At 65.7% G+C, this 24,172-nt stretch carries 25 protein-coding genes; 5 read left to right on the top strand and 20 right to left on the bottom strand.

Annotated elements, in window-relative coordinates:
* Window position 1 precedes the first annotated feature (1 nt).
* A complete protein-coding gene (locus EL388_RS09090; RefSeq protein ID WP_126462683.1) occupies window positions 2-982 on the bottom strand; it encodes a glycosyltransferase in 981 nt (326 codons plus the stop codon).
* Between the two features lie 80 nt (window positions 983-1,062).
* On the bottom strand, window positions 1,063-2,172 hold the full coding sequence (locus tag EL388_RS09085) for an HD-GYP domain-containing protein (protein WP_126462680.1): 1,110 nt from the start codon (window positions 2,170-2,172) through the stop codon (window positions 1,063-1,065).
* 133 nt (window positions 2,173-2,305) lie between these two features.
* Here EL388_RS09085 and mog point away from each other — a divergent pair, with 133 nt between their 5' ends.
* The gene (mog, locus tag EL388_RS09080) at window positions 2,306-2,854 is read left to right on the top strand and encodes a molybdopterin adenylyltransferase (protein WP_126462678.1); all 549 of its coding nucleotides are present in this window, start codon (window positions 2,306-2,308) and stop codon (window positions 2,852-2,854) included.
* Between the two features lie 26 nt (window positions 2,855-2,880).
* On the opposite strand, the gene ubiA is transcribed toward mog, so the two are convergent.
* From ubiA to EL388_RS08995, 17 genes are all read right to left on the bottom strand, one after another.
* The gene (ubiA, locus tag EL388_RS09075; protein WP_126464065.1) at window positions 2,881-3,747 is read right to left on the bottom strand and encodes a 4-hydroxybenzoate octaprenyltransferase; all 867 of its coding nucleotides are present in this window, start codon (window positions 3,745-3,747) and stop codon (window positions 2,881-2,883) included.
* Entirely contained in the window at window positions 3,744-4,274 is a 531-nt protein-coding gene (locus EL388_RS09070; RefSeq protein ID WP_126462675.1) for a chorismate--pyruvate lyase family protein, read from the bottom strand. The genes ubiA and EL388_RS09070 overlap by 4 nt, the downstream gene beginning before the upstream one ends.
* Window positions 4,275-4,297: 23 nt before the next feature.
* Entirely contained in the window at window positions 4,298-6,340 is a 2,043-nt protein-coding gene (recG, locus tag EL388_RS09065; RefSeq protein ID WP_126462672.1) for an ATP-dependent DNA helicase RecG, read from the bottom strand.
* Window positions 6,341-6,349: 9 nt separating this feature from the next.
* Window positions 6,350-6,727, bottom strand: coding sequence for a RidA family protein (locus EL388_RS09060; protein WP_126462669.1), 378 nt, complete (start codon window positions 6,725-6,727; stop codon window positions 6,350-6,352).
* A gap of 85 nt (window positions 6,728-6,812) precedes the next feature.
* Window positions 6,813-9,674 carry a bifunctional diguanylate cyclase/phosphodiesterase gene (locus EL388_RS09055; protein ID WP_126462667.1) on the bottom strand — a complete coding sequence of 954 codons (2,862 nt, stop codon included), beginning with the start codon at window positions 9,672-9,674 and terminating at the stop codon, window positions 6,813-6,815.
* A 101-nt stretch (window positions 9,675-9,775) separates the two neighbouring features.
* On the bottom strand, window positions 9,776-11,899 hold the full coding sequence (locus EL388_RS09050; RefSeq protein ID WP_126462664.1) for a RelA/SpoT family protein: 2,124 nt from the start codon (window positions 11,897-11,899) through the stop codon (window positions 9,776-9,778).
* Between the two features lie 31 nt (window positions 11,900-11,930).
* Window positions 11,931-12,137 (bottom strand): DNA-directed RNA polymerase subunit omega, encoded by a 207-nt coding sequence (gene rpoZ / locus EL388_RS09045; RefSeq protein WP_126462662.1) that lies wholly within the window; start codon window positions 12,135-12,137, stop codon window positions 11,931-11,933.
* 38 nt (window positions 12,138-12,175) lie between these two features.
* Complete coding sequence (gene gmk, locus EL388_RS09040) at window positions 12,176-12,793, bottom strand: guanylate kinase (protein WP_126462659.1); 618 nt, start codon at window positions 12,791-12,793, stop codon at window positions 12,176-12,178.
* 757 nt (window positions 12,794-13,550) lie between these two features.
* Window positions 13,551-13,745 (bottom strand): hypothetical protein, encoded by a 195-nt coding sequence (locus EL388_RS09035; RefSeq protein WP_126462656.1) that lies wholly within the window; start codon window positions 13,743-13,745, stop codon window positions 13,551-13,553.
* A gap of 3 nt (window positions 13,746-13,748) precedes the next feature.
* Entirely contained in the window at window positions 13,749-14,258 is a 510-nt protein-coding gene (locus EL388_RS09030) for a hypothetical protein (RefSeq protein ID WP_126462653.1), read from the bottom strand.
* Between the two features lie 4 nt (window positions 14,259-14,262).
* On the bottom strand, window positions 14,263-14,553 hold the full coding sequence (locus tag EL388_RS09025; protein ID WP_126462651.1) for a hypothetical protein: 291 nt from the start codon (window positions 14,551-14,553) through the stop codon (window positions 14,263-14,265).
* A gap of 268 nt (window positions 14,554-14,821) precedes the next feature.
* A complete protein-coding gene (locus EL388_RS09020) occupies window positions 14,822-17,308 on the bottom strand; it encodes a DUF927 domain-containing protein (RefSeq protein WP_126462648.1) in 2,487 nt (828 codons plus the stop codon).
* The gene (locus tag EL388_RS09015) at window positions 17,292-17,522 is read right to left on the bottom strand and encodes a hypothetical protein (protein WP_126462645.1); all 231 of its coding nucleotides are present in this window, start codon (window positions 17,520-17,522) and stop codon (window positions 17,292-17,294) included. Before EL388_RS09015 ends, EL388_RS09020 begins: the two co-directional genes overlap by 17 nt.
* Window positions 17,515-17,694 (bottom strand): hypothetical protein, encoded by a 180-nt coding sequence (locus EL388_RS09010; protein WP_126462642.1) that lies wholly within the window; start codon window positions 17,692-17,694, stop codon window positions 17,515-17,517. Before EL388_RS09010 ends, EL388_RS09015 begins: the two co-directional genes overlap by 8 nt.
* Window positions 17,695-17,706: 12 nt before the next feature.
* Window positions 17,707-17,931, bottom strand: coding sequence for a helix-turn-helix transcriptional regulator (locus tag EL388_RS09005; protein WP_126462639.1), 225 nt, complete (start codon window positions 17,929-17,931; stop codon window positions 17,707-17,709).
* 358 nt (window positions 17,932-18,289) lie between these two features.
* Window positions 18,290-19,561, bottom strand: a complete 1,272-nt coding sequence (locus EL388_RS09000) for a tyrosine-type recombinase/integrase (RefSeq protein WP_126462636.1) — start codon at window positions 19,559-19,561, stop codon at window positions 18,290-18,292.
* Between the two features lie 178 nt (window positions 19,562-19,739).
* The gene (locus EL388_RS08995) at window positions 19,740-20,612 is read right to left on the bottom strand and encodes a YicC/YloC family endoribonuclease (RefSeq protein ID WP_338057649.1); all 873 of its coding nucleotides are present in this window, start codon (window positions 20,610-20,612) and stop codon (window positions 19,740-19,742) included.
* Between the two features lie 52 nt (window positions 20,613-20,664).
* Here EL388_RS08995 and EL388_RS08990 point away from each other — a divergent pair, with 52 nt between their 5' ends.
* From EL388_RS08990 to rdgB, 4 genes are read left to right on the top strand one after another with little or no spacing between them, the layout of a single operon-like run.
* The gene (locus EL388_RS08990) at window positions 20,665-21,615 is read left to right on the top strand and encodes a serine/threonine protein kinase (RefSeq protein WP_126462633.1); all 951 of its coding nucleotides are present in this window, start codon (window positions 20,665-20,667) and stop codon (window positions 21,613-21,615) included.
* Window positions 21,612-22,364 (top strand): PP2C family protein-serine/threonine phosphatase, encoded by a 753-nt coding sequence (locus EL388_RS08985; protein WP_126462629.1) that lies wholly within the window; start codon window positions 21,612-21,614, stop codon window positions 22,362-22,364. Before EL388_RS08990 ends, EL388_RS08985 begins: the two co-directional genes overlap by 4 nt.
* A 31-nt stretch (window positions 22,365-22,395) precedes the next feature.
* Window positions 22,396-23,127 carry a ribonuclease PH gene (gene rph, locus EL388_RS08980; protein ID WP_126462626.1) on the top strand — a complete coding sequence of 244 codons (732 nt, stop codon included), beginning with the start codon at window positions 22,396-22,398 and terminating at the stop codon, window positions 23,125-23,127.
* 4 nt (window positions 23,128-23,131) lie between these two features.
* On the top strand, window positions 23,132-23,725 hold the full coding sequence (gene rdgB, locus EL388_RS08975) for an RdgB/HAM1 family non-canonical purine NTP pyrophosphatase (RefSeq protein ID WP_126462623.1): 594 nt from the start codon (window positions 23,132-23,134) through the stop codon (window positions 23,723-23,725).
* 14 nt (window positions 23,726-23,739) lie between these two features.
* Here rdgB and EL388_RS14415 read toward each other — a convergent pair whose 3' ends face one another.
* On the bottom strand, window positions 23,740-24,153 hold the full coding sequence (locus EL388_RS14415; RefSeq protein ID WP_420856658.1) for a CZB domain-containing protein: 414 nt from the start codon (window positions 24,151-24,153) through the stop codon (window positions 23,740-23,742).
* Window positions 24,154-24,172 lie beyond the last annotated feature (19 nt).

Here is a 24,172-nt window from a genome sequence, read left to right as displayed (position 1 = left end):
CTTAGCGGACCCCGCTCTTGCGCGGGGCGTCGCGCAGGACGTACTGCTTCTGGCCGGCCGGCTCGTGATAGATGCGGGTGAGCATCTCGCCCAGGAGGCCCATGCCGATGAACTGGGCGCCCATCAGGGTGAACATCACGCCCAGAAGCAGCAGCGGCCGGTGGCCGATGTCGGCACCGGTGAACAGCTTGAGGCCGACCAGATAGGCCAGCGCGAGCAGGCCGGGCACCAGCATCACCGCGCCGACCGAGCCGAAGGCGTGCATGGGGCGGTGCAGGAAGCGGAGCAGGAACTTCACCCACAAGAGGTCGAGCAGGACGCGGATGGTGCGATCGATGCCGTACTTGGACACGCCGCGGGTGCGGGCGCGGTGATTGACCGGCAGTTCCATCACCCGGGCGCCGAACTGGGCGGCCAGGGCGGGGATGAAGCGGTGCAGTTCGCCGTAGATCTTCACGTTGGCCAGCGCCTCGCGCCGGTAGAGCTTGAGCGAGCAGCCATAGTCGTGCAGCGAAACCCCGGTGACCTTGGAGATCAGGGCATTGGCGATGCGCGAGGGAATCTTGCGCGACAGGGTGCGGTCCTGCCGGTCCTTGCGCCAGCCGGAGAGCACGTCGATCTCCGGGTGGGCCTCCAGTTCCTTCAGCAGGCGCGGGATGTCGGCCGGGTCGTTCTGCAGGTCGCCGTCCAGGGTGATCAGCACATTGCCGGCGGCCGCATCGAAGCCGGCCTGCATGGCGGTGGACTGGCCGTAGTTGCGGTTCAGATACAGCGGCTTCAGCCAGGGCCGGGCCTCGGCCAATTCCGCCAGCCGGCGGTCCGAGCCGTCGCGCGAGCCGTCATCGACGCAGATCAGTTCCCATTTCACATTGGCCGGCGTCATGGCCTTTTCCACCTGCTCGACCAGGTCGGGCAGGTTGTCGAATTCGTTGTAGACGGGGATGACGATGGAGACGTCGAGCGGGTTCTGGGCGGGTTCCATGGCGGGGAAGGGGTTTCGTAGAGGGCAGAACTATACCAGCCTGATCTCCTGACGGCGATTCGGGCGGGGTGTCCTGCCAGTCAGTTCCAGATCTGGCGCAGGTCGAGTTTGAGTTCGACGTCGCGCGCGACCATGTCGCGGATCTCGAAGCCGCTGGCGCTGGTGTCGTGCTCGGTCATGGCGGACAGGGGGATGCCGCGCGGATTGAGGATGGATTTGACCCGCGGGCTGGTGCCGTTGAGGCCGCGCTTGATGACGACGGCGGTTTCGCCATTGGCGAGCTTGACCAGGGCGCCGGGCGGATAGATGCCGATTTCCTTGATGAACAGCGCGGCCAGTTCGGCGTCGATCTCGGAGCCGCGCTTGAGAAAGACCTCGCGCAGGGCATCCTTCGCCAGCTGGTTCGGCCGGTAGCAGCGGGGCGTGACCATGGCGCTGTAGGTGTCGGCCAGGGCGATGATGCGGGCGGAAAGCGGGATGTCCTCGCCCCGCTTGCCGGCGGGGTAGCCGCTGCCGTCCTGCTTCTCGTGGTGGTTCAGCACGGTGGCGAACCAGACCTCGTCCTGCACGCCGAGTTCGCGCAAGCGCTCGACCGTAAGCACGGGATGATTGTGCATGGTCTTGAGCTGTTCCTCGCTCAGCGGCGACATCTGGCGCTGCATGGCCTCCTGCAGTTCGAGGATGGAGATGTTGGCGGTGAACGCTGCCGCCAGCATGGACAGGCGCTCCTGGTCGGGCATGGCCTTGCGCAGGCCGATCAATTCGGCAAGGATGGCGACGTCGATCGGATGCGCGGTGGTGTAGTGACGCTTCTGGCTCAGGTGGACCGAGCCCAGCGCGGCGTCGGCATCGGCCGCGCACAGGGTCTGGATGTCCCGCGCGAAATGCAGCACCATCTCGGCGAACTTCGGCTCGGGTTTGCCTTCGATCAGGCCCTGGAACAGCTTGTCCAGGCGCATCTCGATCATGGCGATCTGGCTCAAGGCCGAGGGTCTTTCCGTGGGCGGGATCGGGCTGCGGGTGAGGCCGGCCAGGCCGTCGCTGTATAGGCCGCGCTCGATCAGCAGCTCCAGCTGGCGCTCGTTGACCAGGATCATGCCTTTTTTCAGCAGCAGCTTGCCGCTCTCGTCGTAGCAGTTGTACGGCAGGGATCTGCCGATGGAGATGTCGCCTTTATTGACTCGTTTCATGGCTCAGGCCTTGTTGTCGTTGAGCAGGCGCCTGCGGGTTGATTTGTACTAAGGCTATTTTATTGAGAATTTTTGAGTACGGGCGGATTTTGCCCGTCCGGTGTGGTAATCGATTGATTGAATGAGGTTTTTCATGTCTCAGCAAGCCGTCATCGGCCTGGTTTCCATCAGCGACCGGGCCAGCCAGGGAGTCTATGAGGACAAGGGGCTGCCGGCCCTGAAGGAATGGCTGGGTGCGGCCCTGCACAACCCGGTCGTTTTCGTCGAGCGGCTGATCCCGGACGAGCAAGCGGTGATCGAGGACACCCTGAAAGAGCTGGCCGACGCCTGCGGCTGCTGCCTGGTGCTGACCACCGGCGGCACCGGCCCGGCCCCACGCGACGTCACGCCCGAGGCGACGCTCGCCGTGGCCGACAAGGTGCTGCCCGGCTTCGGCGAGCAGATGCGGGCGGTCTCGCTCAAGTACGTGCCCACCGCCATCCTTTCGCGCCAGGTCGGGGTCACCCGCGGCGCCTGCCTCGTCCTCAACCTGCCCGGCCAGCCCAAGGCGATCAAGGAGACGCTGGACGGCGTGTTCGCCGCCGTGCCCTATTGCGTGGACCTGATCGGCGGGCCCTATCTGGAAACGCGGGAAGAGGTGGTCAAGGCCTTCCGGCCCAAGTCGGCGATCAAGCCCCGTTAAGCCCCTCCCCCGGCGGGGGAGGGGAGTCAGCTGGCCAGATAATCGAGCACGATGCCGGCGAACACCGCGGCGCCGAACCAGTTGTTGTGCAGAAAGGCCTTGAAGCAGCGGGCCGGGTCGCGCGCGCGGATCAGCGTGTAGTGGTAGGCCGCGATGCCGGCCGCGACGATCAGCCCCAGGTAATAGAACTTGCCCATGTTGAGCTGCTGCCCGGCCAGGGCGAGCAGCAGCAGGCTTGCGCCGTAGCTCGCCATCACCGCCACCACGTCGAAACGGCCGAAGGTGATGGCCGAGGTCTTGATGCCGATCTTCAGGTCGTCCGCCCGGTCGACCATGGCGTATTCGGTGTCGTAGGCGATGCTCCAGAACATGTTGGCGACGAGCAGCAGCCAGGCTACCGGCGGCACGGCGCCAAGCTCGGCGGCGAAGGCCATGGGGATGCCGAAGCCGAAGGCGATGCCGAGATAGGCCTGGGGGATGGCGAAGAAGCGCTTGGTGAAGGGATAGGTCGCGGCGAGCAGGGCGGCCACCAGCGCGAGCTTGATCAGAAGCGCATTCTGCAAAGGCAGGATCAAAAGAAAGGCCAGCAGGGCGAGCACGGCCGCCAGGAGGAGGGCCTCTTTCGGAGGCAGTTTGCCGGCGGCCAGCGGCCGCTCCCGGGTGCGTGCGACATGGCGGTCGAAATCGCGGTCGGCGTAATCGTTGATGACGCAGCCGGCGCTGCGCATGAGCACGATGCCGAGGAGGAAGACCCAGAGGATGACCAGGCTGGGCCGGCCGCCGCTGGCGAACCACAGGCCCCAGAGCGTGGGCCAGGCCAAAAGCAGGATGCCGATCGGCTTGTCCAGGCGCATCAGTTTTTCATACAGGGTCAGGCGTTCGGCAAGGCTCAGGGCAGGCATAGCACCTCCGGCAGGAAGACTTCGGTGACCAGTATAGGCGAGCCCGCCTTCTCGAAGCGCGAGCGGCGGGCCCAGAGAAAGCGCGGCGCCCCGGCCAGGTGGACGGCGGCCGCGCGGTAGAGCGGGTGGCGAGCATCCAGCCGGCAAAATTCCAATGGGTGGCGCACCACCAGCGGGTCGGCGAACAGGGCCGCGCCCAGGGGCTTGTTGCCCAGGCCGGACAAGCCCACCCAGGGCCCGCGCAGGCCGGCCAAGGCGACGACGCTGTGGGCGAACACCACGGGCCTGCCGGCGCAGAGCAGCAGCACCTCGCGCACCATTGCCAGCCGGTGGTGGGCGAGGCCCAGTGCAGCGCATTCGTCCGTATGCGGCCGGGCGATGCCCTGCCTGAGCCGCTCGACGGCAAAGCGCGGGCAGCGTGCCTGCAGGCGGCGGGTGAGCGAGCCGTGGTCGGTCAGCCAGGCGCGGTAGGGACCGGCCTGCCAGAGAGGAGAGTGCCAGGTGGAGGGTGTGTTCATCTGCTTGCCCGTCGAGGGCGGCATTATGCCAGCAGGAAGGCCGCGCCCTGCGGTAGCCAGCGCTCCAGGTGGCGCTTGACCGCGACCGGATCGTGCTTGAGCAGCTCGTCGGCGGCATCGCGCGCGGCTTCCAGGAGTGCGACATCGTTCTCCAGATCGGCGAAGCGCAAAAGCGGCAGGCCGGACTGACGGGCGCCGAGAAACTCGCCCGGCCCGCGCAGCTTCAGGTCCTCGCGGGCGATGGCGAAGCCGTCCTGGCTGTCGCGGATGATCTTCAAGCGCTGCCTGGCCAGGTCCGACAGCGGTTCGGCATACAAAAGCAGGCAGGTGGATTCGCGGCTGCCGCGGCCGACCCGGCCGCGCAGCTGATGCAGTTGCGCCAGGCCCATGCGCTCGGCGTGGTCGATCACCATGAGCGAGGCGTTGGGCACGTCGACGCCGACCTCGATCACCGTGGTGGCGACCAGCAGCTGGATCGCGCCGGCCTTGAACGCGGCCATCACCGCGGCCTTTTCCTCGGCCTTCATCCGGCCGTGGACCAGGCCGACCTTGAGCTCGGGTAGGGCGGCCTGCATCTCTTCGAAGGTGTCGAGCGCGGCCTTCAATTCCAGCTTCTGCGATTCCTCGATGAGGGGGCAGACCCAGTAGGCCTGGGCGCCGTCGGCGCAGTAATGGCGCAGGCGCTCGATCACCTCGGCGCGCCGGGCCATGGCGATCAGTTTGGTGGTCACCGGGGTGCGGCCGGGCGGCAGTTCGTCGATCACCGAGACATCGAGGTCGGCCAGGTAGCTCATGGCCAGGCTGCGCGGGATGGGGGTGGCCGACAGCATCAAGAGGTGCGGCTGCACGGTTTTATGCTGGCCCTTATGGCGCAGGGCCAGGCGCTGGGCGACGCCGAAGCGGTGCTGCTCGTCGACCACGGCCAGCGCCAGCCCATGGAACTCGACGCCTTCCTGGAACAGGGCGTGGGTGCCGACCACCACCTGGGCGGAACCGTCGGCGATCTGGTCCAGGGCTTCGCGCTTGGCGCGGCCCTTGAGCGCGGCGGCGAGCCAGACCACCTTGAGCCTGAGCGGTTCCAGCCAGTCGCGGAACTTGAGGTAGTGCTGCTCGGCCAGGATCTCGGTCGGCGCCATCACCGCCGCCTGCTGGCCGCTGCCGACCGCGGCCAGGCAGGCCACGGCGGCGACCAGGGTCTTGCCGCTGCCGACGTCGCCTTGCAGCAGCCGGTTCATCGGGTGGCGGCCGGCGAGGTCGTGCAGGATCTCCTGCATCGCCCGCCGTTGGGCGCCGGTCGGGGCGAAGGGCAGGCGGGCGAGATAGCGCTCGATCAGCTGTCGTTCATCCTTCAGCGGCAGGGCCGCCAGGCGGTGCCGGGCCAGGGCATAGCGCTTGAGCGCGAGCTGTTGGGCGAGCAGTTCGTCGAACTTCAGCCGCTGCCAGGCCGGGTCGGTCTTGGCATCGAGCGCGAAGAGATCGGCCTCGGGCGGCGGTGTGTGCAGGCGGCGCAGGGCGGGCTCGAACTCCGACAGCTTCAGCCTGGTGAGCAGGGTGGCCGGCAGCAGCTCGGACAGGTCGGCCTCGCGCAAGGCCGCTGCGATCGCCTTGCGGATTGCCGTCTGCGACAGGCCGGCGACGCTGGGATAGACCGGGGTCAGACAGTCGGCGAGTGGCGTGCCCGGCTGCACCAGGCGATAGCGCGGATGCACCATCTCCAGGCCGTGAAAGCCCTGGCGCGGCTCGCCGAACAGGCGGATGCGGTTGCCCGGTTTCAGCTGGGCCAGCTGGTTGGGGTAGAAGTGGAGCAGGCGGAAGAACAGGGTGGGCGCCAGGGCGTCGTCTTCGTCGGCGCGCTCGCGCACCTCGACCACCAGTTGCCGGCGCGGCCGGTATTGCACGTCCGCCTGGGCGACCACGCCCTCGACCAGGGCGGGCAGGCCCGGGCGCAGATCGCGGATCGGGGTGAGGCGGGTCTCGTCCTCGTAGCGCAGCGGCAGGTGCAGGATCAGCTCGGCCGCCCTGGCGTAGCCGAGCTTCTCGTGCACCTCGGCTGCTTTGGCCGGCATCGGCGCGGCTTACAACACCATGACGGCGTCGGCCTCGACCAGGGCGCCGCGCGGCAATTCCTTGACGCCGACCGCGGCGCGGGCCGGGTAGGGCTCGCTGAAGTACTGGGCCATGATCTCGTTGACCCTGGCGAAATGGGAGAGGTCGGTGAGGAAGACGTTGAGCTTGACCACGTCGGCCAGGCTGCCGCCGGCCGCCTCGGCCACGGCCTTGAGATTCTGGAACACGCGATGGATCTGCGCCTCGATGCCGTCGACCATCTGCATGGTGGCCGGGTCGAGGCCGATCTGGCCGGACAGGTAGACGGTATTGCCGGCCTGCACCGCCTGGGAATAGGTGCCGATGGCGGCAGGGGCCTGGTCGGTCTTGACGATGGTCTTGCTCATGGGCGTTCCTTCCGATGTTTCTCTGGGGGCGTTCGGATCGCCCGCTATTGTAAGGGCTCGGGGCGGCAACGGCGCGTCCAGCCGCTCACTTCATCAGTTTGGACAGGGTGTGCTTGGTGATTTCCTCGGCCAGCAGCGACTCGATCTCGGCCGCCGGCAGGGGGCGGTGGTAGAGGTAGCCCTGGCCTTCCTGGCAGCCCATGCGCGCCAGGAGATCGGCGACTTCCGGGGTTTCGATGCCTTCGGCCAGCAGGGTGATGCCGAGGTTCTGGGCCATGGCGATGATGGCGGCGACGATGCTGGCGTTTGGGCCGCCCTCGGTCAGGTTGTGGATGAAGGTGCGGTCGATCTTGAGCTTGTGGATGTCGAGCTGGCTGAGGTAGCGCAGGCTGGAGTAGCCGGTGCCAAAGTCGTCGAGCGCGATCTGGATGCCGGACAGGCTGAGTTGGCACAGATCGATCTTGATCTGCTCGTCCGAGCCGAGCAGCACGCCTTCGGTGATTTCCAGTTCCAGGTATTCGGGGTTCATGCCTGTTTCGGCAATGACCTCATGCACCAGGGCCACGATCTCGCTTTGCTGGAACTGGACCGGCGAGAGATTGACCGCCATGCGCAGCGGCAGGTCATAGTGCAACTCCCACTGCCGCTGCTGGCGGCAGGCGGTGCGCAGGGCCCACTCGCCGATGGCCTCGATCAGGCCGGTGTCCTCGGCCACCGGGATGAACTTGTCCGGCGCGATCGGCCCCAGCTCCGGGTGCTGCCAGCGCAGCAGGGCCTCGACCCCGACCAGGCGGCCGGTGGCCAGCTCGACCTGGGGCTGGTAGACCAGATACAGCTGGTTTTGCCCGATGGCGCGGCGCAGGTCGTTCTCCAGGCGCAGGCGCTCGTTGGCCCGCTCGTTCATGTCCTGGGTGAAGAAGGCGATGTTGTCGCGACCGTGGGCCTTGGCGTGGAACATCGCAGTGTCGGCGTTGCGGATCAAGGTGATGAGATCGGTGCCGTGGTCGGGGTAAATGGCGATGCCGATGCTGGAGGTGATGCTCAGGTGGTGGCCGGCGATGTCGAACGGTTCACCCAGGGCCTGGCTGATCCGGTAGCCGAGGGCCATGACCTGCTCCTCGGTGGACAGGTCGCGGATGAGCACGACGAACTCGTCGCCGCCCCAGCGGGCGAGGAAGCCGGCCTTGCCGACCACGCCATCGAAGCGCCGGGCCGCTTCCTTGAGCAGCAGGTCGCCCAGGTGGTGGCCGAGCGAGTCATTGATGTTCTTGAACCGGTCGAGGTCGACGAACAGCACCGCCGCCTTGCGGTTGCCGGCCTGGGCCTGGGCGATGGCCTGCTCGACCTCTTCCAGGAAGAACACCCGGTTGGGCAGGTCGGTCAGCACGTCGTGCTTGGCCAGGTGGAGGATGCGCTCCTCGGTGGTCTTGCGCTCGCTGATGTCGGTGAAGATGCCGATGTAGTTGCTGATCCGGCCGGCCGCATCCCTGACCGATGTGATGATCAGCCACTCCGGGTAGACGCTGCCGTCCTTGCGCCGGTTGTAGATCTCGCCCTGCCAGCGCCCGGTCTTGTGGATGGCGCTCCACATCGCCTGATAGAAAGCGGCATTGTGCTTGCCCGAGGCGAGGAGGCTCGGGGTCTGGCCGATCACCTCTTCCGGGCTGTAGCCGGTGATGCTGCTGAAAGCCTGGTTGACCGAGAGGATGCGCAGATCGGCATCGGCGATCAGGATGCCCTCGGTGCTGGAGGCGAACACCTGGGCGGCCAGCTGCAGGTCCTGGTTGTTCTCGATCAACTGATGCTTCTGCGTCTCCATGTTGTCGACCAGTTGCGCCAGCGATTGCGAGAGCACGGCGATCTCGTCGTCGCCCGGATAGACCGGGATGTGTTCCTCTTCATGGCCGGAGCGGATGCGGTCGGCCACCGAGGCGATGCTGCGCATGGGCCTGGTGAGGTGGCCTGCCACGATCCAGAGCACGGGCAGGAACAAACCGCCGATGAACATGCCGACCATGAAGGTGGCCAGGCCCAGGCCGGTGGCGGTGTCGAATGCCCGGTCGGCCTCCTGGCGGACCAGCACCTTCCAGCCCAGCCCCTTGTAATTGGCATAACCGTGGCTGGCGGCATAGCCGGTGAGGTAGTCCACACCGTCGGGCCAGGTCTCGACGACGAAGCCCTGGCGGCTGGCGGCGGCGGCCTCGGTGCTGGGCAGGGAAAAGTCCCGCGCCAGACGATGCAGCTTGGGCGTGCCCATGAGCAACTGGTTCTCCCGGCCGAGGACCAGGATGTCCGCCTTGAAGTCCTGGCCCAGCGGTTCCAGGATCTCGTTGCGCACCTGGAACGACCAGTCCCAGGACAGGTGGCCGCAGATGACGCCGAGCAGACGCCCATGTTCATCCAGGATGGGGGCCGAGATGTCGAGCAGGCGCAGCGGCAGGTAATCGTAGAGGGGGCGGGGCAGCAGTTTGGCCAAGAGGAAGGCATCGTGTACATCGCCCACCGCCGGCCCCTTGGCGCCGTTCACGAACCAGGAACGCTGGGCGACGCTCTTGCCTTCGAGCAGGCCGCCGGTGCCGACCAGGATGTCGCCCTTGGCATCGGCGATGCCGATCCAGGCGTAGTTCTGATAGGAGGCCTGCAGCTGTTCCAGCTGCTTGCGCTTTTGCGCCAGCGGCGTGCGCGGGTCGCGGATGACGTCCATCGAGGCGATGATCGCGATCTCGCGTTGGCGCTCGAAGATGCCCCGGTCCAGGGTCTCCATCATCTGGTGCGCCACCTCGGCCATCAGGGTGCCTTTGTCTTTCCTGACCTGACTCGCGGCGATGGTCGATACCAGCCAGCTCAGGAGCAGGATGGTGACCAGCGAGATCAGGCCGACCACGATGACCAGTCGGGCGCGGAAGCTGGCGGAGGGGTTGATCAACCCGGGCAGGTGAAAGGGCATTCAGGAGAAAAGGGTCTTAAATACCAAGGTGCCGATGATAACCGATCCGCCACGCCCTGGCGGGGCGGTAAACCGCCGCCAACGGGGGGCTTGAGTGAACGCTAGGCGTGGCGTGCCTCCCTGCCTTTGATCCGGTAGATCCGTACCACCTCGGGCAGGCCGCGCAGGCTGCGCATGAGGCGGGACAGGTGGACCCGGTTCTGCACCTGCACGGTGAAATACAGGGAGGTGTAGGCGCCGCCGTCCTGCTCGCCCATCTCGACGTTGTCGATGTCCGAGCCCTCGTTGGCGATGGTGGCGGCCACGGTGGCGAGCACGCCGCGCTTGTTGGCGACGATGAGCTTGATGCCGACCTCGAAGGTCTTGTCGATGTCGGACGCCCATTCGACGTTGACCCACTTGTCCGGGTCTTCCCGGTAGTGGCGGACCTGCTGGCAGTCGTGGGTGTGGATGATCAGGCCCTGGTCCTTCTTGATCTGGCCGATGATCGGGTCGCCGGGGATGGGCCGGCAGCACTTGCCCAGGCGCACGGCCACGCCCTCGGCGCCATGGATCAGCATCGGCGCGGCCAGGCGACGTTCGCCGGCCTCCTCGGTGTCGCGGGCCAGCAACTGCAGCGCGACCACCACGCCGAGCATCTTGCCCAGGCCGATCTCGGCCAGGATGTCGCTGCGGTTGCGGCCGGATTCCTTGGTCAGCCGTTCCCACTGGGCCTCGGTGATCTCGGCCGGTTCGACGCCCAGGCCGCGCAGGGCCTGGTTCAAGAGCTGCAAGCCGAGACCCTCGGATTCGTACTGGTGGGTCTTCTTCAGGGCACTGCGGATATGGGCGCGGGCCTTGCCGGTGACCGCGAAATGGATCCAGCTCGGGTTGGGCCGGGCGCTGTCGGAGGTGACGATTTCGACCCGGTCGCCGTTGCGCAACGGGGTCGACAGCGGCATGAATTCGCCATTGATGCGGGCCGCGATGCAGCGGTTGCCGATGTCGGTGTGCACGTTGTAGGCGAAATCGACCACGGTGGCGCCGCGCGGCAGGGCCATGATCTTGCCCTTGGGTGTGAAGACGTAGACCTCGTCGGGGAACAGGTCGACCTTGATGTGTTCGAGGAATTCCACCGAGTCGCGGCTGTCGGCCTGGATATCGAGCAGGCTTTGCAGCCACTGGTGGGTGTGCCGCTGCATCTCGGACAAGGCGCTGTCGTCGGCCTTGTACAGCCAGTGCGAAGCGACCCCGGCCTCGGCCACGCGGTGCATGTCCTGGGTGCGGATCTGCACCTCGATCGGGGCGCCGAAGGGGCCGAACAGGGTGGTGTGCAGCGACTGGTAGCCGTTGGCCTTGGGGATGGCGATGTAGTCCTTGAACTTGCCAGGGATCGGCTTGTACAGGCTATGCAGCGCCCCCAGGGCGAGGTAGCAGTCCGACGGCTGCTCGACGATGACGCGAAAGCCGTAGATGTCGTAGACCTCGGAGAAGGTCAGGTTCTTCTCCTGCATCTTGCGGTAGATGCTGTACAGGTGCTTCTCCCGGCCGTAGACCTCGGCCTGGAGGCCGACCTCCTTCAGCTTGGCCTTGATGTTGCCCGCGATCTTGTTCAGGGTCTCGTCGCGGTTGCCGCGCGCCGCCTGCACCGCCTTTTCCAGCACCCGGTGCCGGGTCGGGTGCAGGTGCATGAACGCCAGGTCTTCCAGTTCCCGATACAGGTTGTTCAGGCCCAGGCGGTTGGCGATGGGGGCGTAGATGTCCAGGGTTTCCTGGGCGATGCGGCTGCGCTGCTCCGGCCGCATCGCCTCCAGGGTGCGCATGTTGTGCAGGCGGTCGGCCAGCTTGATCAGGATCACCCGCACGTCCTGGGCCATGGCCAGCAGCATCTTACGGAAGTTCTCGGCCTGGGCGTGGGCCTTGCTCTCGAACTGGATCTTGTCCAGCTTGGTCACGCCCTCGACCAGGTTGGCCACTGGCTGGCCAAAGCGGTCGGCAATCTCGGCAGGGGCGATGCCGGTGTCCTCCACCACGTCGTGGAGCAGGGCGGCCATCAGGGTCTGGGCATCCATGTGCCAGCCGGCGAGGATCTCGCCGACGGCCAGGGGATGGGTGATGTAGGGCTTGCCGTCCTTGCGCAGCTGGCCTGCGTGGGCCTTCTCGGAGAAGGCGTAGGCGGCAGCTACCGCTTCGGCGTCGGCCGGTTTTAGATAGGAGGCGACAGCTTCAAGAAAGCCTGCGGGCATAAGGGCCGGGCAGCGTGCGCCACCCGAACGATCAGGAAGAGGCCTTCTGCAGCACTTCAATGCCGGTCAGACCGGCGGCGATCTCGCGCAGGGCGATGACGCCCGGCTTGTCGCGGTTGGCCTCGACCTTGGGCGTGGCGCCGATGGAGATCTGGCGGGCGCGGGTGGCGGCGGCCAGGGTCATCTCGAAACGGTTGCCGATGCGCTCGATGCAGTCATCTACGGTAACGCGGGCCATGGTGCTTGCTCCTGAAAACGCTCTGAATAGGCCCAATTCTAACGGGCAATGCCGAAAGAGGCGAGCAGGGCGGCCTGGCGCTGGCCCTGCTTGGCCGTGTTCAGACGCAGGCTGCGGACGATGGCGAGCAGGTCCTGGAGGGCGACCTCGAACCGGTCGTTGACCACGATGTAATCGAATTCCAGGGCATGGGAGATGTCTTCCCGGGCGGCGGCCACCCGGCGGGCGATGACCTCCTCGCTGTCCTGGTTGCGGCCGGCCAGGCGCTTCTGCAGCTCCTCGATCGAGGGCGGCAGGATGAAGATGCTCACCGTCTCCGGAAACAGCTTGCGCACCTGGGCGGCGCCCTGCCAGTCGATCTCCAAAATGATGTCGCGCCCGGCCTGCATCTCGTTCTGGAGCCAGACCTGCGAGGTGCCGTACCAGTTGCCGTAGACCTCGGCGCTCTCCAGGAACTCGTTGCGTTCGAGCATGGCCTGGAACTGCGCGCGGCTGACGAAGTGGTATTCGCGGCCGTTTACCTCGCCCGGCCGGGGCGCCCGGGTGGTGTAGGAGATCGACAGCTTCAGCTGCGGGTCGGCCTCGAGCATGGCCTTGACCAGGCTGGACTTGCCGGCGCCCGAGGGCGCGGAAATGATGAACAGGTTGCCTTGCATGGGTGAGTGAGGAGTGAGGCGTTAGGAGTGAGGAGTAGAAAGCAAAGGCGGCAAGAATGCAATCACGCCCACTCCCCACTCCCCGTTTTGTTGGATCTGCTCACAAAGTAGGCCGGATAAGGCCCGCCAATGAGGCATCCTTCTTACTCTGATTGATGCTTGGGTGCACTCTTGGGTGCACAAGTTTCGAGGGTGTCGGTGTCATGGGTGAAAGAATACCACCGCACCAGCCACCCCCGCACCGCTCAGTCACGGCCCTTGCTTTGTGCAAGGCCCGCGCCATCGCAGCGCCGTGCCAGACTGATCCACGCCAGAGGCTACGCCACTGGCTCTATCGCCCCCGCTACCGCCGCCCCTTCTGCCCCGCCCCCGCTTCGCCACTGCGCCGGCCAGCGATAACCCCGCTCGCCTGCTTGCGGCTTGCAGGGGCTACCGTAGCGGGTGCTGATGCGCCGTCGCGCCAGCGCCGACTTTTGCCCGGCGGCTTGCCGGGCTATACTTGCCGCACCCCTGACTGCCGTAGCGCAACACGCTGCGGCCAGTATCCCCGGCGCGTGATTGCCACCTCAGCACGGGAGATTCAGGGGCCACTTATGGGGTGCTGGCCGGTGGTCTGCAAAGACGTTCGTCTAATAAACGAAAGGTGGCCGGGTGAGATTCCCGCCCTGACCAGCACCCCCCCCCTCTCGGCATCAAGGCGAGTCATCCTTGATCGCAAAACCCGGCAATGTCTGTCCTCGTGCCGGGGGCCGTTCCCTCACCGATCCGGCAACAAGTCAGCAGGGAACAGTCCGCGCCGCGTGAATTCCTGCCGCAGCTTGCGCAGGGCTTGCGCCTCGATGCGCCGCACTTCATGGATTGAAACTGCCCGGCCTTCCGTTGCAGAAAGCCAGGCGGCCACTTCTTCCACCGTTGCCTCGATCAGTTCCCCGGACTTCGGGCGGGTGTCCATTTTTCACACGGCCAGCAGTTGCGCGAAGGCCGATTGCATCGCGGCCTGCATGTCACTGTCCGCTGTCATGCTGTCGCGCATGGGCTTGTAGGGTTTCGCGTCCGCAATCCGTCGCACGTCCGCCGGATCAATGCCGTTGTCCGCGCAGATCGCCAGCAGTGCCGCGTCCAGGGCCAGCAAGTAACTTTCCGCCTGTTCGTGCGCCTCGATCATGGCGTCCGCCTGTTCGTCATTGCCACGGCGCAGCGCGGCCAATGCGCCGCCCAGCGTTTCCGCCTTGCGCGTGCGCAGTCGCCAATGCTCAATGGCCCAATACGCAGCAAACCGCGTGAAGCCATCCAGCCGCGCCTGATAGGCCACGTCCGGGCAGCGGTAATCCTTCAATGGCACGGCGTCCGCCACGCGCTTGAATTCCAGATCGTTCGCGCCCGTCATGTAGTGGAAGGCCAGCGCCGCCAGTTGGTCGGCAGTCAGGCCACGGTAAGCCCTTGTCAGTCGGTCATGGTGTTGCATGGTGTCAGTCCTTTCGTGGGTTGATGGTGCGTTCCAGCAGTTCCAGCCGGTCGGCCAGCACTGCCGTTTCGTAGGCTTTGCGGATCATGTCCAGGACGTAGGCAAGGCGCGTCCCGTCCTGACTCGCCAGCCGGCCCGCCCGCATGTCTCGATAGACGCTTCCAAGTTCGCGCCGGATGGCGTGCGCGTCCCGTAGGTCGATCTTCGGCAGGGGGGCAAGGGTCACCACGGTGCCGCTTGCGGCTTCGCATTCGGGCGCTTCTTTTCCGCCGTGGGCGTGTTTTCCGTCAGTCATTGCGGTTCATCCTGTTTTTCGCGGGGACAAGTGGGGACAACGGGGACAGCCTTGCAGCACAAGGCTTTCCGGTGTCCCCACTTGATGAAATGCAGTGGGGACAAGTGGGGACAAACTGAATCCGCATATCTTGCGCGTTCGCTGTTCCGCCACTTGTCCCCACTTGTCCCCGCAGTGTCCCCGGTAGCGGGGACGCCTGAAACCCGCATGAATACAGGCTGTCCCCGTTGTCCCCGCTTGTCCCCGCGTTTTTTCACATGATCCGCTTTCACTCGTCGCCCTCCCACATGCGCCCGGTAAAAACGTAGCAGCGGGTTGTCCCGATTCCGGGGATGCGCGGCTTCTGCGTTGTTCTGCCACCTTCGCCCGGTTCGATCCATCCGGCCTCGATCAGCGCCCGCGTTGCCGCCTTCGCGTCAAACCCTGCGCATACCTCGCGCCGGAACACTTCGGGCAGCACCAGGAATTCCCGCCCGCCGTCGGCAGTTGGGCGAACAAAGCCGGCCCGGTTGGCGATAGGCCGGTCATTGGGGAAGGCGTCATCCAGCAGCGCGAACCGGCTTGCCCCGTGCGCCTCGAAGAAGGCCCGCACTTGCCCCAGCATGGCGCGTTCCTCACGGTTGCCGATGCCGCCGAAGCCATCCAGCCAGGCGGCAAAGCACTTCCGCGCAGCCATGGTCGCCTCACCTTCGGCCCAGCCGGTCAGGCCATAGCCCGGCCCCACCAGATCGCCCCCGCTGGCAAGCTCGCCCCCGCTGGCAAGCTCGCCCGCCATTGCCACCAGGCCGAAGCGCCGCGCTACCCGTAGCACCTGCCCGGCGGCATCCTTCGGCGCAACGTCCGCCACGAACTGCTTGATGCCTGCCGCGATGAAGTCGGCCAGCTTGGCGCGGTCGGCCACGATGCAGCGCAGCCAGGCCAGCCCTACCGCGCCGTGGTATCGGGTCGCGGCATCCTTCAAGGCCAGCGCCAGCGCCGCCGGGGTCGGCTGATCGTGCAGCGCCTCGAATGCGCCCATGCCCGCGCCCGCATCCGCGTCCAGGTCAGCCAAGCGGATTTCCTGCCCGGCATTCACCTTGCGCCCGGCCCGCGCCATCAAGGCCGTCAGCGATTCCTCGCCCGCCGACAGGAACAGCAGCCGCCAGCGGGCAGACTGCCGCGCCGTGCCGGTGCGCGATGCCCGCGCCTTGCCTTGCCCGTTCGCCAGCAGGTAGGCGGCTTCGCCGGCTTCCTTGGGGTCTATCTGGCTCAACTCGTCCAGGATCAGCAGGCCGTCGTTATGCAGCGCGGCCAGCCCTTCCAGCCCGTTTGCCGTCGCCCGCCACAAGCGGGGATAGGCCGATGGATCGCCCCACACCGAAGCCGCCACCTTGAGGGCGGTAGTCTTGCCCGACGATGAAGCGCCGCGAAAGTGAAAGCCCCCGGAATCCTCGCCCACCACATCGGCCAATGCGCCCGCGAAGGCCACGGACAGGGCGAACACCAGCCGGGAATTACCGGCGGCCAGTCGGCCCACGGAATCGCGCCATTCCTCAACGCTGCCCGCCACCGAGTAGGCCGGTTCGATGGCATGGGCATTTTGGAACACCACGATTTCCCCGTCCTGCCCGATGGATTCCGCCGGGGTCACGAACACGCCACCATGCCAGCCCAGCCGTTCCACGCATCGCGCCCGATTCTCTACCGGCCAGACTTGCAGGTAGGACGCCAGCAAATCGCGCCCCTTCTTGTTGGTGGAAATGGTCAGCCCCAGCCGTGCCAGTTCGCGCCGCACATCCACCCCGTCGCCTTGCAGCAGTTCCAGCGGCATTGCCCACTGATGGCGCACGTTGTCCTTGTCGCGCCATTCCAGCAAGCGCCCCCATTCGCCGGACTTGGCATCGCGGGTCATGGCTCGCACTTGCAAGGTGGAACAAATCCAGAGGGCCGGCAAGCGTTCGCCGTGCTTGTCGGTGCCGATGAAGGCCACGCCAGCGGGCGAGACTTCAAACTCGCCATTGCCATAGGCGCAGCGTTCGCCGCCGGTCGCGCCCTCGACATAGCGCCCGGTGCTTTGGGCGATAGTGCGCACTTCATCCGCTGACAGGGGCGGGGCGCACTTCGCCTTGTTCTCGATTTGCAGCGCCGCCTCGATGGCATCCACCGTCAGCCCCTTCGCCCGCAGCGAAGCCGCCAGGCGGAACAGGCTGTCGTTGCGTCGGCCTTCCGTGAAACCCTCGCCATCGGCCACCACGGCTTGCGCCTTGCGGTCAGGGGCGGGTTCGGATTGCAGCGCATCCAGCAGCCAGGCCGGCACGTCGGCCAGCATGTCCGGGTGTTCCACCTCGCCGCCGTGGGCAGGCCACCAGACGATATAGCCGCCATCGCCCCGCGTATCCAGCCCGTCGCCCAGGTTGCCCGCCGAGGATTTCAGCTGGACGCCATCGGGGGCACGGAACAGGTAGTGCGCCCCGCCGCCGTTCTTCGTCCGGTGCGTGCGGGTTGCCGGGATGTTCCAGCCCTTCGCCCGCAACGTGGCGAAACCGTCCTTGCCGTTCTTCACATCCACGTCCAGCACGAACAGGCCGGAAGCCTTGCCGGTCGGCACGCCCACCAGCGCATCCGGCCATTGCGCGGCCCATTCGGCTATCTGCCCGGCATCCGTGGTCGCGTCCTTGAATCCGTGGGCGGTATGCGGTCGCTTGTCGGGCTTGCACGGAAAGACGGGATAGCCTTGGGCCAGCAGTGGGGCGGCACGATCAGCAAAGGTCGTCATATTGCACCTCCACTGACTTGTCACCGTCCAGGTCGATGAAGTAGCCCCTGCCGTGCGAATTCCGGCAGTGCGCTACCCGGTGCCCGCCTCGCGCTACAAGGCCATTGCCGCCGCCGTGCTGATGGCAATGCCCACAGTGCGGGCAGATGATTTCGATAATCCAGCATTCACGCCCACGGCGCACGGCGTGCGCGGTAACAATCTGATCAGTCATGGCGCGGCCCTCCTTGCACAGAAAGCCACGCTGCCAACACGGGCGAGAAAAACCAGACCATTACCGCCGCAAGCGAAGCGATACGGCGAAGAATGCTAGAATTGCGGCTGCAAACAGTATTTGAAGCCGCACGGGTGCCGAAGCCCGTCGCGGCTTTTTTCTTGTCGGTCATGGCGGGTTCTCCTCATGCGCTCTTGGGAGAATTCAGCCAGGCACGCACATCCTCCACGCGCCAGGCGGTTACCCGTTCGGATAGCTTGACTGGTGCCGGGAAGGTGCCCGCCTTCACTTTGCGCCAGAGGGTAGCGCCAGAGAAGGGAACGACAGCGGGGATCAAATCTGCTTGCCGGACGTAGCCCCCCGAGGGGAGAAGGTCAAACGCGGCACGGTTGGGTTGGGTATTGCTCATGATGAATCGCTCCTTTTTGGTTTTGGGCGACTCTAATCATGTGACCCTGATAGCGCGGTACGCGCACCCTCATGATTCGACTTGTCGCCCGATGGTGTTTCAGGGCGACTCAAATTTTGATAGCACACCGTCGGCGGTACGGGCACCCCGGCTATTTACCTTTGCGGCTTGTCTACCGTGTATGTCCCGAAGCGGTCATCTTCGGGCAAGACATCCGCCGTAACGATTTTCTCGGACGGTTCCGGGTAGCCCCCACCGTTGCGCATTTTCATCAGCCGCCGGTGCAATTCGGCGGCCTCATTCTCGTCCAGGTCCGCAAGCAGTCGCACGAATTGCTGCCGCCTATTGGAATACCGTGTCATGCCAGCTTGCGCCCCGGCAGTGGCACCACGTTGTCGCCCAGGTCGCCGCGTTCCAGTTGGTCAAGCAGGTCGGCCCATTTCTGCAAGGCTTCCTTGCGTTCCTCATAGAAGTCATGGCGCATGTAGATACCCTCAACACCCTTGACGGCGTGATTCAGGCAACGCTCGCCAACGTGAGGCGCAACACCCAGCGCGGCAAGATGCGTCCGCGCCGTGCGCCGGAAGTCATGCACGGTGAAGGGGGCAACGTCTTTCAGCATGGGGCGGATGTTCTTCGCCAATGACGCGCCCACGGTGTTCAGGTCGATATGCGGAATCATCCGGCTTTGCATCTTGCGCGCCGGTAGCAACCAGCTTGATCCGCCGCCCAGCCGTTCCAGTTCGCGCAGGATCGCCACGGCTTGCCGGGGTAGTGGAATGTCGATGGCCTTGCCGGTCTTGGTGCGCTCGCCGGGCAGATGCCACACGGCCCCGTCAAGGTCAAACTCCGCCAGGGGCGCGGCTATCAATTCCTCGCGCCGGACGGCCAGCATCAGCAGCAGCTTCACCGCGTAGGTGTTCTCGATGTTCCAGCCCTTCGCCGTCCGCATGGCTTCAAAGAGCTTGACCAACTCCGAGCGGGTCAGCCAGCGGTCGCGGCTTGTTTCCTTGCCCCCGGCATCGATCAGGCTGAATGCCGTTGCCGGGTTGAATGTCACCATCTGGCGCTTGATCGCGTAGTCAAACATCCGCTTTACCCAGCGCAGCACGTCGTTCGCCATCGTGGGCGCACCGCGCTTGACGATGGCTTGCAGCATGGCGTCTATGTGCTGGGGCTTCACGTCGGCCACTGCCAGCTTGCCGATGTTGGGCTTTATGTCGTTCTCGATCCGCGCCCGCACGATGTTGGGGTGCTTCCAGCGCCCCACGATTTGCGCCGCGAAGTAGTCGTCGGCAAGCTGGCCCATCGTAACCATCAGCCGGTCGGCCTCGATCTTGCGCACGGCTTCCCGCTTGCGTTCTTTCTTCTCGCCTGCCGGATCATGGCCCAAGGCAACACGGGCGCGCATTTCCTTTGCCGTCTTGCGGGCATCGGCCAAGCTCAACGTGCCATAGCTGCCCATAAAGAGGACACGCGCCTTCCCGGCCAAGCGGTAGCGGAACAGCCAGCGGGGAGTCGCGTCCTCTTTCCGATAGCGCAGATACAGCCCTTCGCCGTCACCGCGTTGCTCGAAACGCTCGCCCGCCTTGATCCATCCCCGGATTTGCACGTCTGACAATTTGCCCATGATCGCCATCCTTTCGGTGTGCACCCAAACTTCCCGCCACTTTCTGGCTTGGGTGCACGTTTGGGTGCACACGAATTCTGCGCTTTCCTGATTCCTTATGCAACGTCATGGAATGAAAAAAGCCCCGTGGATAGGGGCTTTATTGGATTTCTGCGCCGTCGTGCGACGGCATGATTCTTTACTCTAAATTCTGGATCTGTTCGCGCATCTGCTCGATCAGCACCTTGAGCTCGACTGCGGTCTGCGACAGGTCGTTGGCAGCGGCCTTGGAGCCCAGGGTGTTGGCCTCGCGGTTGAGCTCCTGCATCAGGAAATCGAGCCGCTTGCCGGCGGCGCCGCCGGCGGCAAGCACCCGTTCCACCTCGGCCAGGTGGGTCTCCAGCCGGTCGAGCTCCTCAGCGACATCGATCTTCTGCGCGTAGAGCGCGACCTCCTGGGTGATGCGCTCGGGGTCGGGGTTGCTCAGCAGTTCCTCCAAACGTTTGGCCAACTTGTCGCGGAAGGCGGCGACGATGGCGGGGACCTTGGGCCGCAGCACGGCGACCTGGGCGCGGATGCCATTGACCCGGTCGAGCAGGACGGCCTTGAGCTTGTCGCCTTCGCGTGCGCGGCTGGCGTTGAAGTCGGCCAGGGCCTGATCCAGCAGCTTGAGCAGCACGGCCTGCAGGTTCTCCAGATCGAGAACCTGTTGGCCCAGCATGCCGGGCCAGCGCAGGACTTCGGCCACCGTCAGGGGGCGGACCTCGGGCAGGGCCTGGCTTACCTGCTGGGCCAGGTGGCCAAGCTTGGCCAGGAGTTCGGAGTCGATCTGGTTCGGCAGGGCGGCGCTCTCATTGGCGTTGAAGTTGATCCGGCATTCCAGCTTGCCGCGCTTGACCTTGTCGCCGATGCGCTCGCGCAAGGCCGGCTCCAGACTGCGGAATTCCTCGCCCATGCGGAAGTTGAGTTCGAGGAAGCGCGAGTTGACCGCGCGCAGTTCCAGGGAGAGGCTGCCCACCGGCAATTCGGCCACGGCCTGGGCGTAGCCGGTCATGCTGTGCAATGCCGCCACCTTTGGTTATCCTTGTCGAAACGAACAGGGCAGGGATATTACTCGGGCATTCATGGCGGCTCAATCGACGGACGCACTCATCGACCCGCTTCCTGCCGGTTTCCGGCTCGACGCCTATACCATCGAGAGCAAGCTCGCCGGCGGCGGTTTCGGCCTGGTCTATCTGGCGCACGACGAGCAGGGCCAGCCGGTCGCGTTGAAGGAATACGCCCCGGCCGGCGTGGTCGCCCGCCAGGCCGACGGCAGTGTCCAGCCGCAGTCCGAGTCCGACCAGGGCGCCTTTCGCTATGGCATGCGCTGCTTCTTCGAGGAAGGCCGGGCGCTGGCCAACCTGAACCATCCCAATGTGCTCCGGGTGCTGAACTTCTTTCGCGCCAACAACACCGTCTACCTGGCCATGCGCCACGAGCAGGGCGACACCCTACACCGGCTGATCCACGCCGAGCCGACGGCGCTGCTCGAGCCCTTCATCACCGCCATCTTCATCCAGCTGCTCAACGGCCTGCGCGAGGTGCATGCGCGCAAGCTGCTGCACCTGGATATCAAGCCGGCCAATATCTTCATCCGCACCGATGGCTCACCGGTGCTGATCGATTTCGGTTCCGCCCGTCAGGGTATGGCCCACGGGCCGGCGGCCATCGCGCCGATGTATACGCCGGGTTTCGCCGCACCCGAGCTGTACAAGGAGCGCGATCGTCTGGGGCCGTGGACCGATATCTATGCCATCGGTGCCAGCCTTTATGTCTGCCTGGCCAAGACCACGCCGCCGCCGGCCGACCAGCGGCTGCAGGGCGACACCATGACTCCGGCCGTGCAGGGTTTCGCCGGCCTCTATTCCGAAGGATTGCTGCAATTGATCGACGGCTGCCTGCGGCTGTCCGACATGGAGCGGCCGCAAAGCGTGTTCGCCGTGCAGAAGCGACTGGTCGAGCTGGCCCGGGAGTCGGCCGAGACCAGGCCTAATCTGCTGGGCATCCTGCGCAGCCGGATGGGCTGGCGATGAAATTCAGTCTCTACCAGGCCAGCCGCAAGGGCGGCCGTCCCTACAACGAAGACCGCCTGGCCTATGCCAGCAGCAACAGCACTCTGTTGCTGGTGCTGGCCGACGGCATGGGCGGCCATGCCCACGGCGAGGTCGCCTCGCAACTCACAGTGGACACCGTCTGCCGGCTGTTCAAGGACCAGGCCCAGCCTTCGCTGGACGATCCCTCCGGTTTCCTGCTCGAGGCCATTTACAGCGCGCACGAGGCAGTCAACGCCTATGCGGTCGAGCATGACCTGCCAGAGCCGCCGCGGACCACCTGCGTCGCTTGCGTGGTCCAGCAGGGCCGGGCGGTGTGGGCGCATGTCGGCGATTCCCGGCTGTACCATTTCCAACGCGATCGCTTTCGCAGCCACACCCGCGATCACTCCATGGTGCAGCAACTGGTCGACCGCGGCCTGATTAACGAGGCCGAGGCCCAGCAGCGGGTCGAGCGCAACATGCTGTACAACGCGATAGGCGGCTTCATGCTGCCCGACATCGAGGTGTCCGATCCGGTGCCGCTGCACGAGGGCGACCTCATCCTGCTCTGCAGCGACGGCTTCTGGGACGAGTTGACGGCGGAGGAGATGCTGGCCCAGCTGCAAGCCAGGCCATTGCGCGAGGCGATCCACCTGTTGATGGACACGGCAGAGGGCCGGGGCGGCCCGCGCTGTGACAACCTGTCGGCGCTGGCCCTCCGCTTCGGCCCCGAGCCGGTGGCAGGTTAAAATCTCCACTTTCCCTGGCAAGAGATCGATCATGAGCTCCAGCGTTTCCCGTCCCTCCGGCCGTGCCGCCGATGCCCTGCGCACCATCCGCATCACCCGCCGCTACACCAAGCACGCCGAAGGTTCGGTGCTGATCGAGTGCGGCGACACCAAGGTGATCTGCACCGCCAGCGTGCTGGAGAAGGTGCCGGGCCACGTCAAGGGTACGGGCGGCGGCTGGCTCACCGCCGAATATGGCATGCTGCCGCGCGCCACCCACACCCGGGGCGAGCGCGAGGCCGCGCGCGGCAAGCAGAGCGGTCGCACCCAGGAGATCCAGCGTCTGATCGGGCGCAGCCTGCGCGCGGTGGTCGATCTGAGCAAGCTGGGCGAGCGGACCATCCACATCGACTGCGACGTGATCCAGGCCGACGGCGGCACCCGCACTGCCAGCATCACCGGCGCCTATGTCGCGGTGCACGATGCGGTGGAGTGGCTGGTGAAGGAGGGCAAGCTGCCCGCCTCGGTCATCCGCGAGCCGGTGGCGGCGGTGTCGGTCGGCATCTACCAGGGGGTGCCGGTGCTCGACCTCGATTACGCGGAAGACTCGGCCTGCGACACCGACATGAACGTGGTGATGACCGGCTCCGGCGGCATCATCGAAGTGCAGGGCACGGCCGAGGGCGCGCCGTTCAGCCGGGCCGAACTGGAGGCCCTGCTCAACCTGGCCCAGGCCGGCATCGCCCAGCTGGTGGCCAAGCAGCAGGCGGCAATCAAGGAGTGATGTGATGAAGAAAGTCGTGATCGCTTCCAACAACCCGGGCAAGCTGCGCGAGATCGGCCGCATCCTGGAGCCGCTCGGCATCGAGGCCCAGCCCCAGGGCGCCTTCGGCGTGCCCGAGTGTCCCGAGCCGCATGTCACCTTCATCGAAAACTGCATCGCCAAGGCGCGCCATGCCGCGGCCCACACCGGCCTACCGGCGCTGGCGGACGATTCCGGCATCTGTGTCGATGCCCTGAACGGTGCGCCCGGGGTCTATTCCGCCCGCTATGCCGGCGAGCCGAAATCGGACGAGCGCAACAACCAGAAGCTGATCGAGTCCCTGCAGGGCCAGGCCAACCGCAAGGCGCATTACTACTGCGTGATGGTCTATGTCCGCTATGCCGACGACCCGCAGCCGATCATCGCCGAGGGGGCCTGGCACGGCGAGATCATCGACAGCCCGCGCGGCGCCGGCGGTTTCGGTTACGACCCCTATTTCTTGGTGCCCGAGCTGGGCAAGACGGGGGCCGAGCTGCCGGCCGACGAGAAGAACGCCATCAGCCATCGCGGCCAGGCGTTGCGTGCCCTGGTCGCAAGGCTGAAGGCGGACGTGGTTTGATTAGGCTGTCGGTTTCAGTGCTGGTGGCCGACGCAGAGCGCCGAGGGGTCAGCCATGCCGCTGGCGGCCATCTGCTCTAGATTGCGCAGCACGTCCAAACTGGCCGTCTCCATCTGGTCCAGTTCCGCCACGCACTGATCGAAATCGCCGTCGTAGAAATGCCGTACCGCAGCCACGCCGTGCCGGTGCACGGCGATATGGGGCGACTCGATCTCCTTGTAGCCGGGCAGGCGCGAGAAACAGGCCTTGCCGTCGCCTTCGTAGTACCACTTGCCCAGCCGGCACTGGGTGTGGACGGCGAACTCATCGGCCTTCTTTTCCGAGATGCCCATGATCACCTTGTAGATCTCCAGCTTGAACACCAGGTGGTCGACCTTGGCGGTCTCCACGAAGCTACGCAGGGCGGTGGCGGCGATGGTGCCGACCATCTGGCCTGAGGAGTCCATC

Origin of the sequence: Sulfuritortus calidifontis (assembly GCF_003967275.1) — a bacterium.
GTDB classification, from domain to species: Bacteria; Pseudomonadota; Gammaproteobacteria; order Burkholderiales; family Thiobacillaceae; genus Sulfuritortus; species Sulfuritortus calidifontis.
This window is presented reverse-complemented; position numbering and strand designations above follow the sequence as displayed.

Bases quoted from the DNA above. Each gene is read 5' to 3' on its own strand.
- EL388_RS08990 (WP_126462633.1), top strand. From the start codon at position 20,665: ATGGCGGCTCAATCGACGGACGCACTCATCGACCCGCTTCCTGCCGGT.
- EL388_RS09005 (WP_126462639.1), bottom strand. From the start codon at position 17,931: ATGAGCAATACCCAACCCAACCGTGCCGCGTTTGACCTTCTCCCCTCG.
- EL388_RS09035 (WP_126462656.1), bottom strand. From the start codon at position 13,745: ATGGACACCCGCCCGAAGTCCGGGGAACTGATCGAGGCAACGGTGGAA.
- rdgB (WP_126462623.1), top strand. From the start codon at position 23,132: ATGAAGAAAGTCGTGATCGCTTCCAACAACCCGGGCAAGCTGCGCGAG.
- mog (WP_126462678.1), top strand. From the start codon at position 2,306: ATGTCTCAGCAAGCCGTCATCGGCCTGGTTTCCATCAGCGACCGGGCC.
- EL388_RS09010 (WP_126462642.1), bottom strand. From the start codon at position 17,694: ATGACCGACAAGAAAAAAGCCGCGACGGGCTTCGGCACCCGTGCGGCT.
- recG (WP_126462672.1), bottom strand. From the start codon at position 6,340: ATGCCGGCCAAAGCAGCCGAGGTGCACGAGAAGCTCGGCTACGCCAGG.
- rpoZ (WP_126462662.1), bottom strand. From the start codon at position 12,137: ATGGCCCGCGTTACCGTAGATGACTGCATCGAGCGCATCGGCAACCGT.
- EL388_RS09085 (WP_126462680.1), bottom strand. From the start codon at position 2,172: ATGAAACGAGTCAATAAAGGCGACATCTCCATCGGCAGATCCCTGCCG.
- EL388_RS09050 (WP_126462664.1), bottom strand. From the start codon at position 11,899: ATGCCCGCAGGCTTTCTTGAAGCTGTCGCCTCCTATCTAAAACCGGCC.
- EL388_RS09070 (WP_126462675.1), bottom strand. From the start codon at position 4,274: ATGAACACACCCTCCACCTGGCACTCTCCTCTCTGGCAGGCCGGTCCC.
- EL388_RS09030 (WP_126462653.1), bottom strand. From the start codon at position 14,258: ATGCAACACCATGACCGACTGACAAGGGCTTACCGTGGCCTGACTGCC.
- EL388_RS14415 (WP_420856658.1), bottom strand. From the start codon at position 24,153: ATGGTCGGCACCATCGCCGCCACCGCCCTGCGTAGCTTCGTGGAGACC.
- EL388_RS09055 (WP_126462667.1), bottom strand. From the start codon at position 9,674: ATGCCCTTTCACCTGCCCGGGTTGATCAACCCCTCCGCCAGCTTCCGC.
- EL388_RS09020 (WP_126462648.1), bottom strand. From the start codon at position 17,308: ATGACGACCTTTGCTGATCGTGCCGCCCCACTGCTGGCCCAAGGCTAT.
- EL388_RS09025 (WP_126462651.1), bottom strand. From the start codon at position 14,553: ATGACTGACGGAAAACACGCCCACGGCGGAAAAGAAGCGCCCGAATGC.
- EL388_RS09015 (WP_126462645.1), bottom strand. From the start codon at position 17,522: ATGACTGATCAGATTGTTACCGCGCACGCCGTGCGCCGTGGGCGTGAA.
- EL388_RS09000 (WP_126462636.1), bottom strand. From the start codon at position 19,561: ATGGGCAAATTGTCAGACGTGCAAATCCGGGGATGGATCAAGGCGGGC.
- EL388_RS08985 (WP_126462629.1), top strand. From the start codon at position 21,612: ATGAAATTCAGTCTCTACCAGGCCAGCCGCAAGGGCGGCCGTCCCTAC.
- EL388_RS09060 (WP_126462669.1), bottom strand. From the start codon at position 6,727: ATGAGCAAGACCATCGTCAAGACCGACCAGGCCCCTGCCGCCATCGGC.
- EL388_RS09090 (WP_126462683.1), bottom strand. From the start codon at position 982: ATGGAACCCGCCCAGAACCCGCTCGACGTCTCCATCGTCATCCCCGTC.
- gmk (WP_126462659.1), bottom strand. From the start codon at position 12,793: ATGCAAGGCAACCTGTTCATCATTTCCGCGCCCTCGGGCGCCGGCAAG.
- rph (WP_126462626.1), top strand. From the start codon at position 22,396: ATGAGCTCCAGCGTTTCCCGTCCCTCCGGCCGTGCCGCCGATGCCCTG.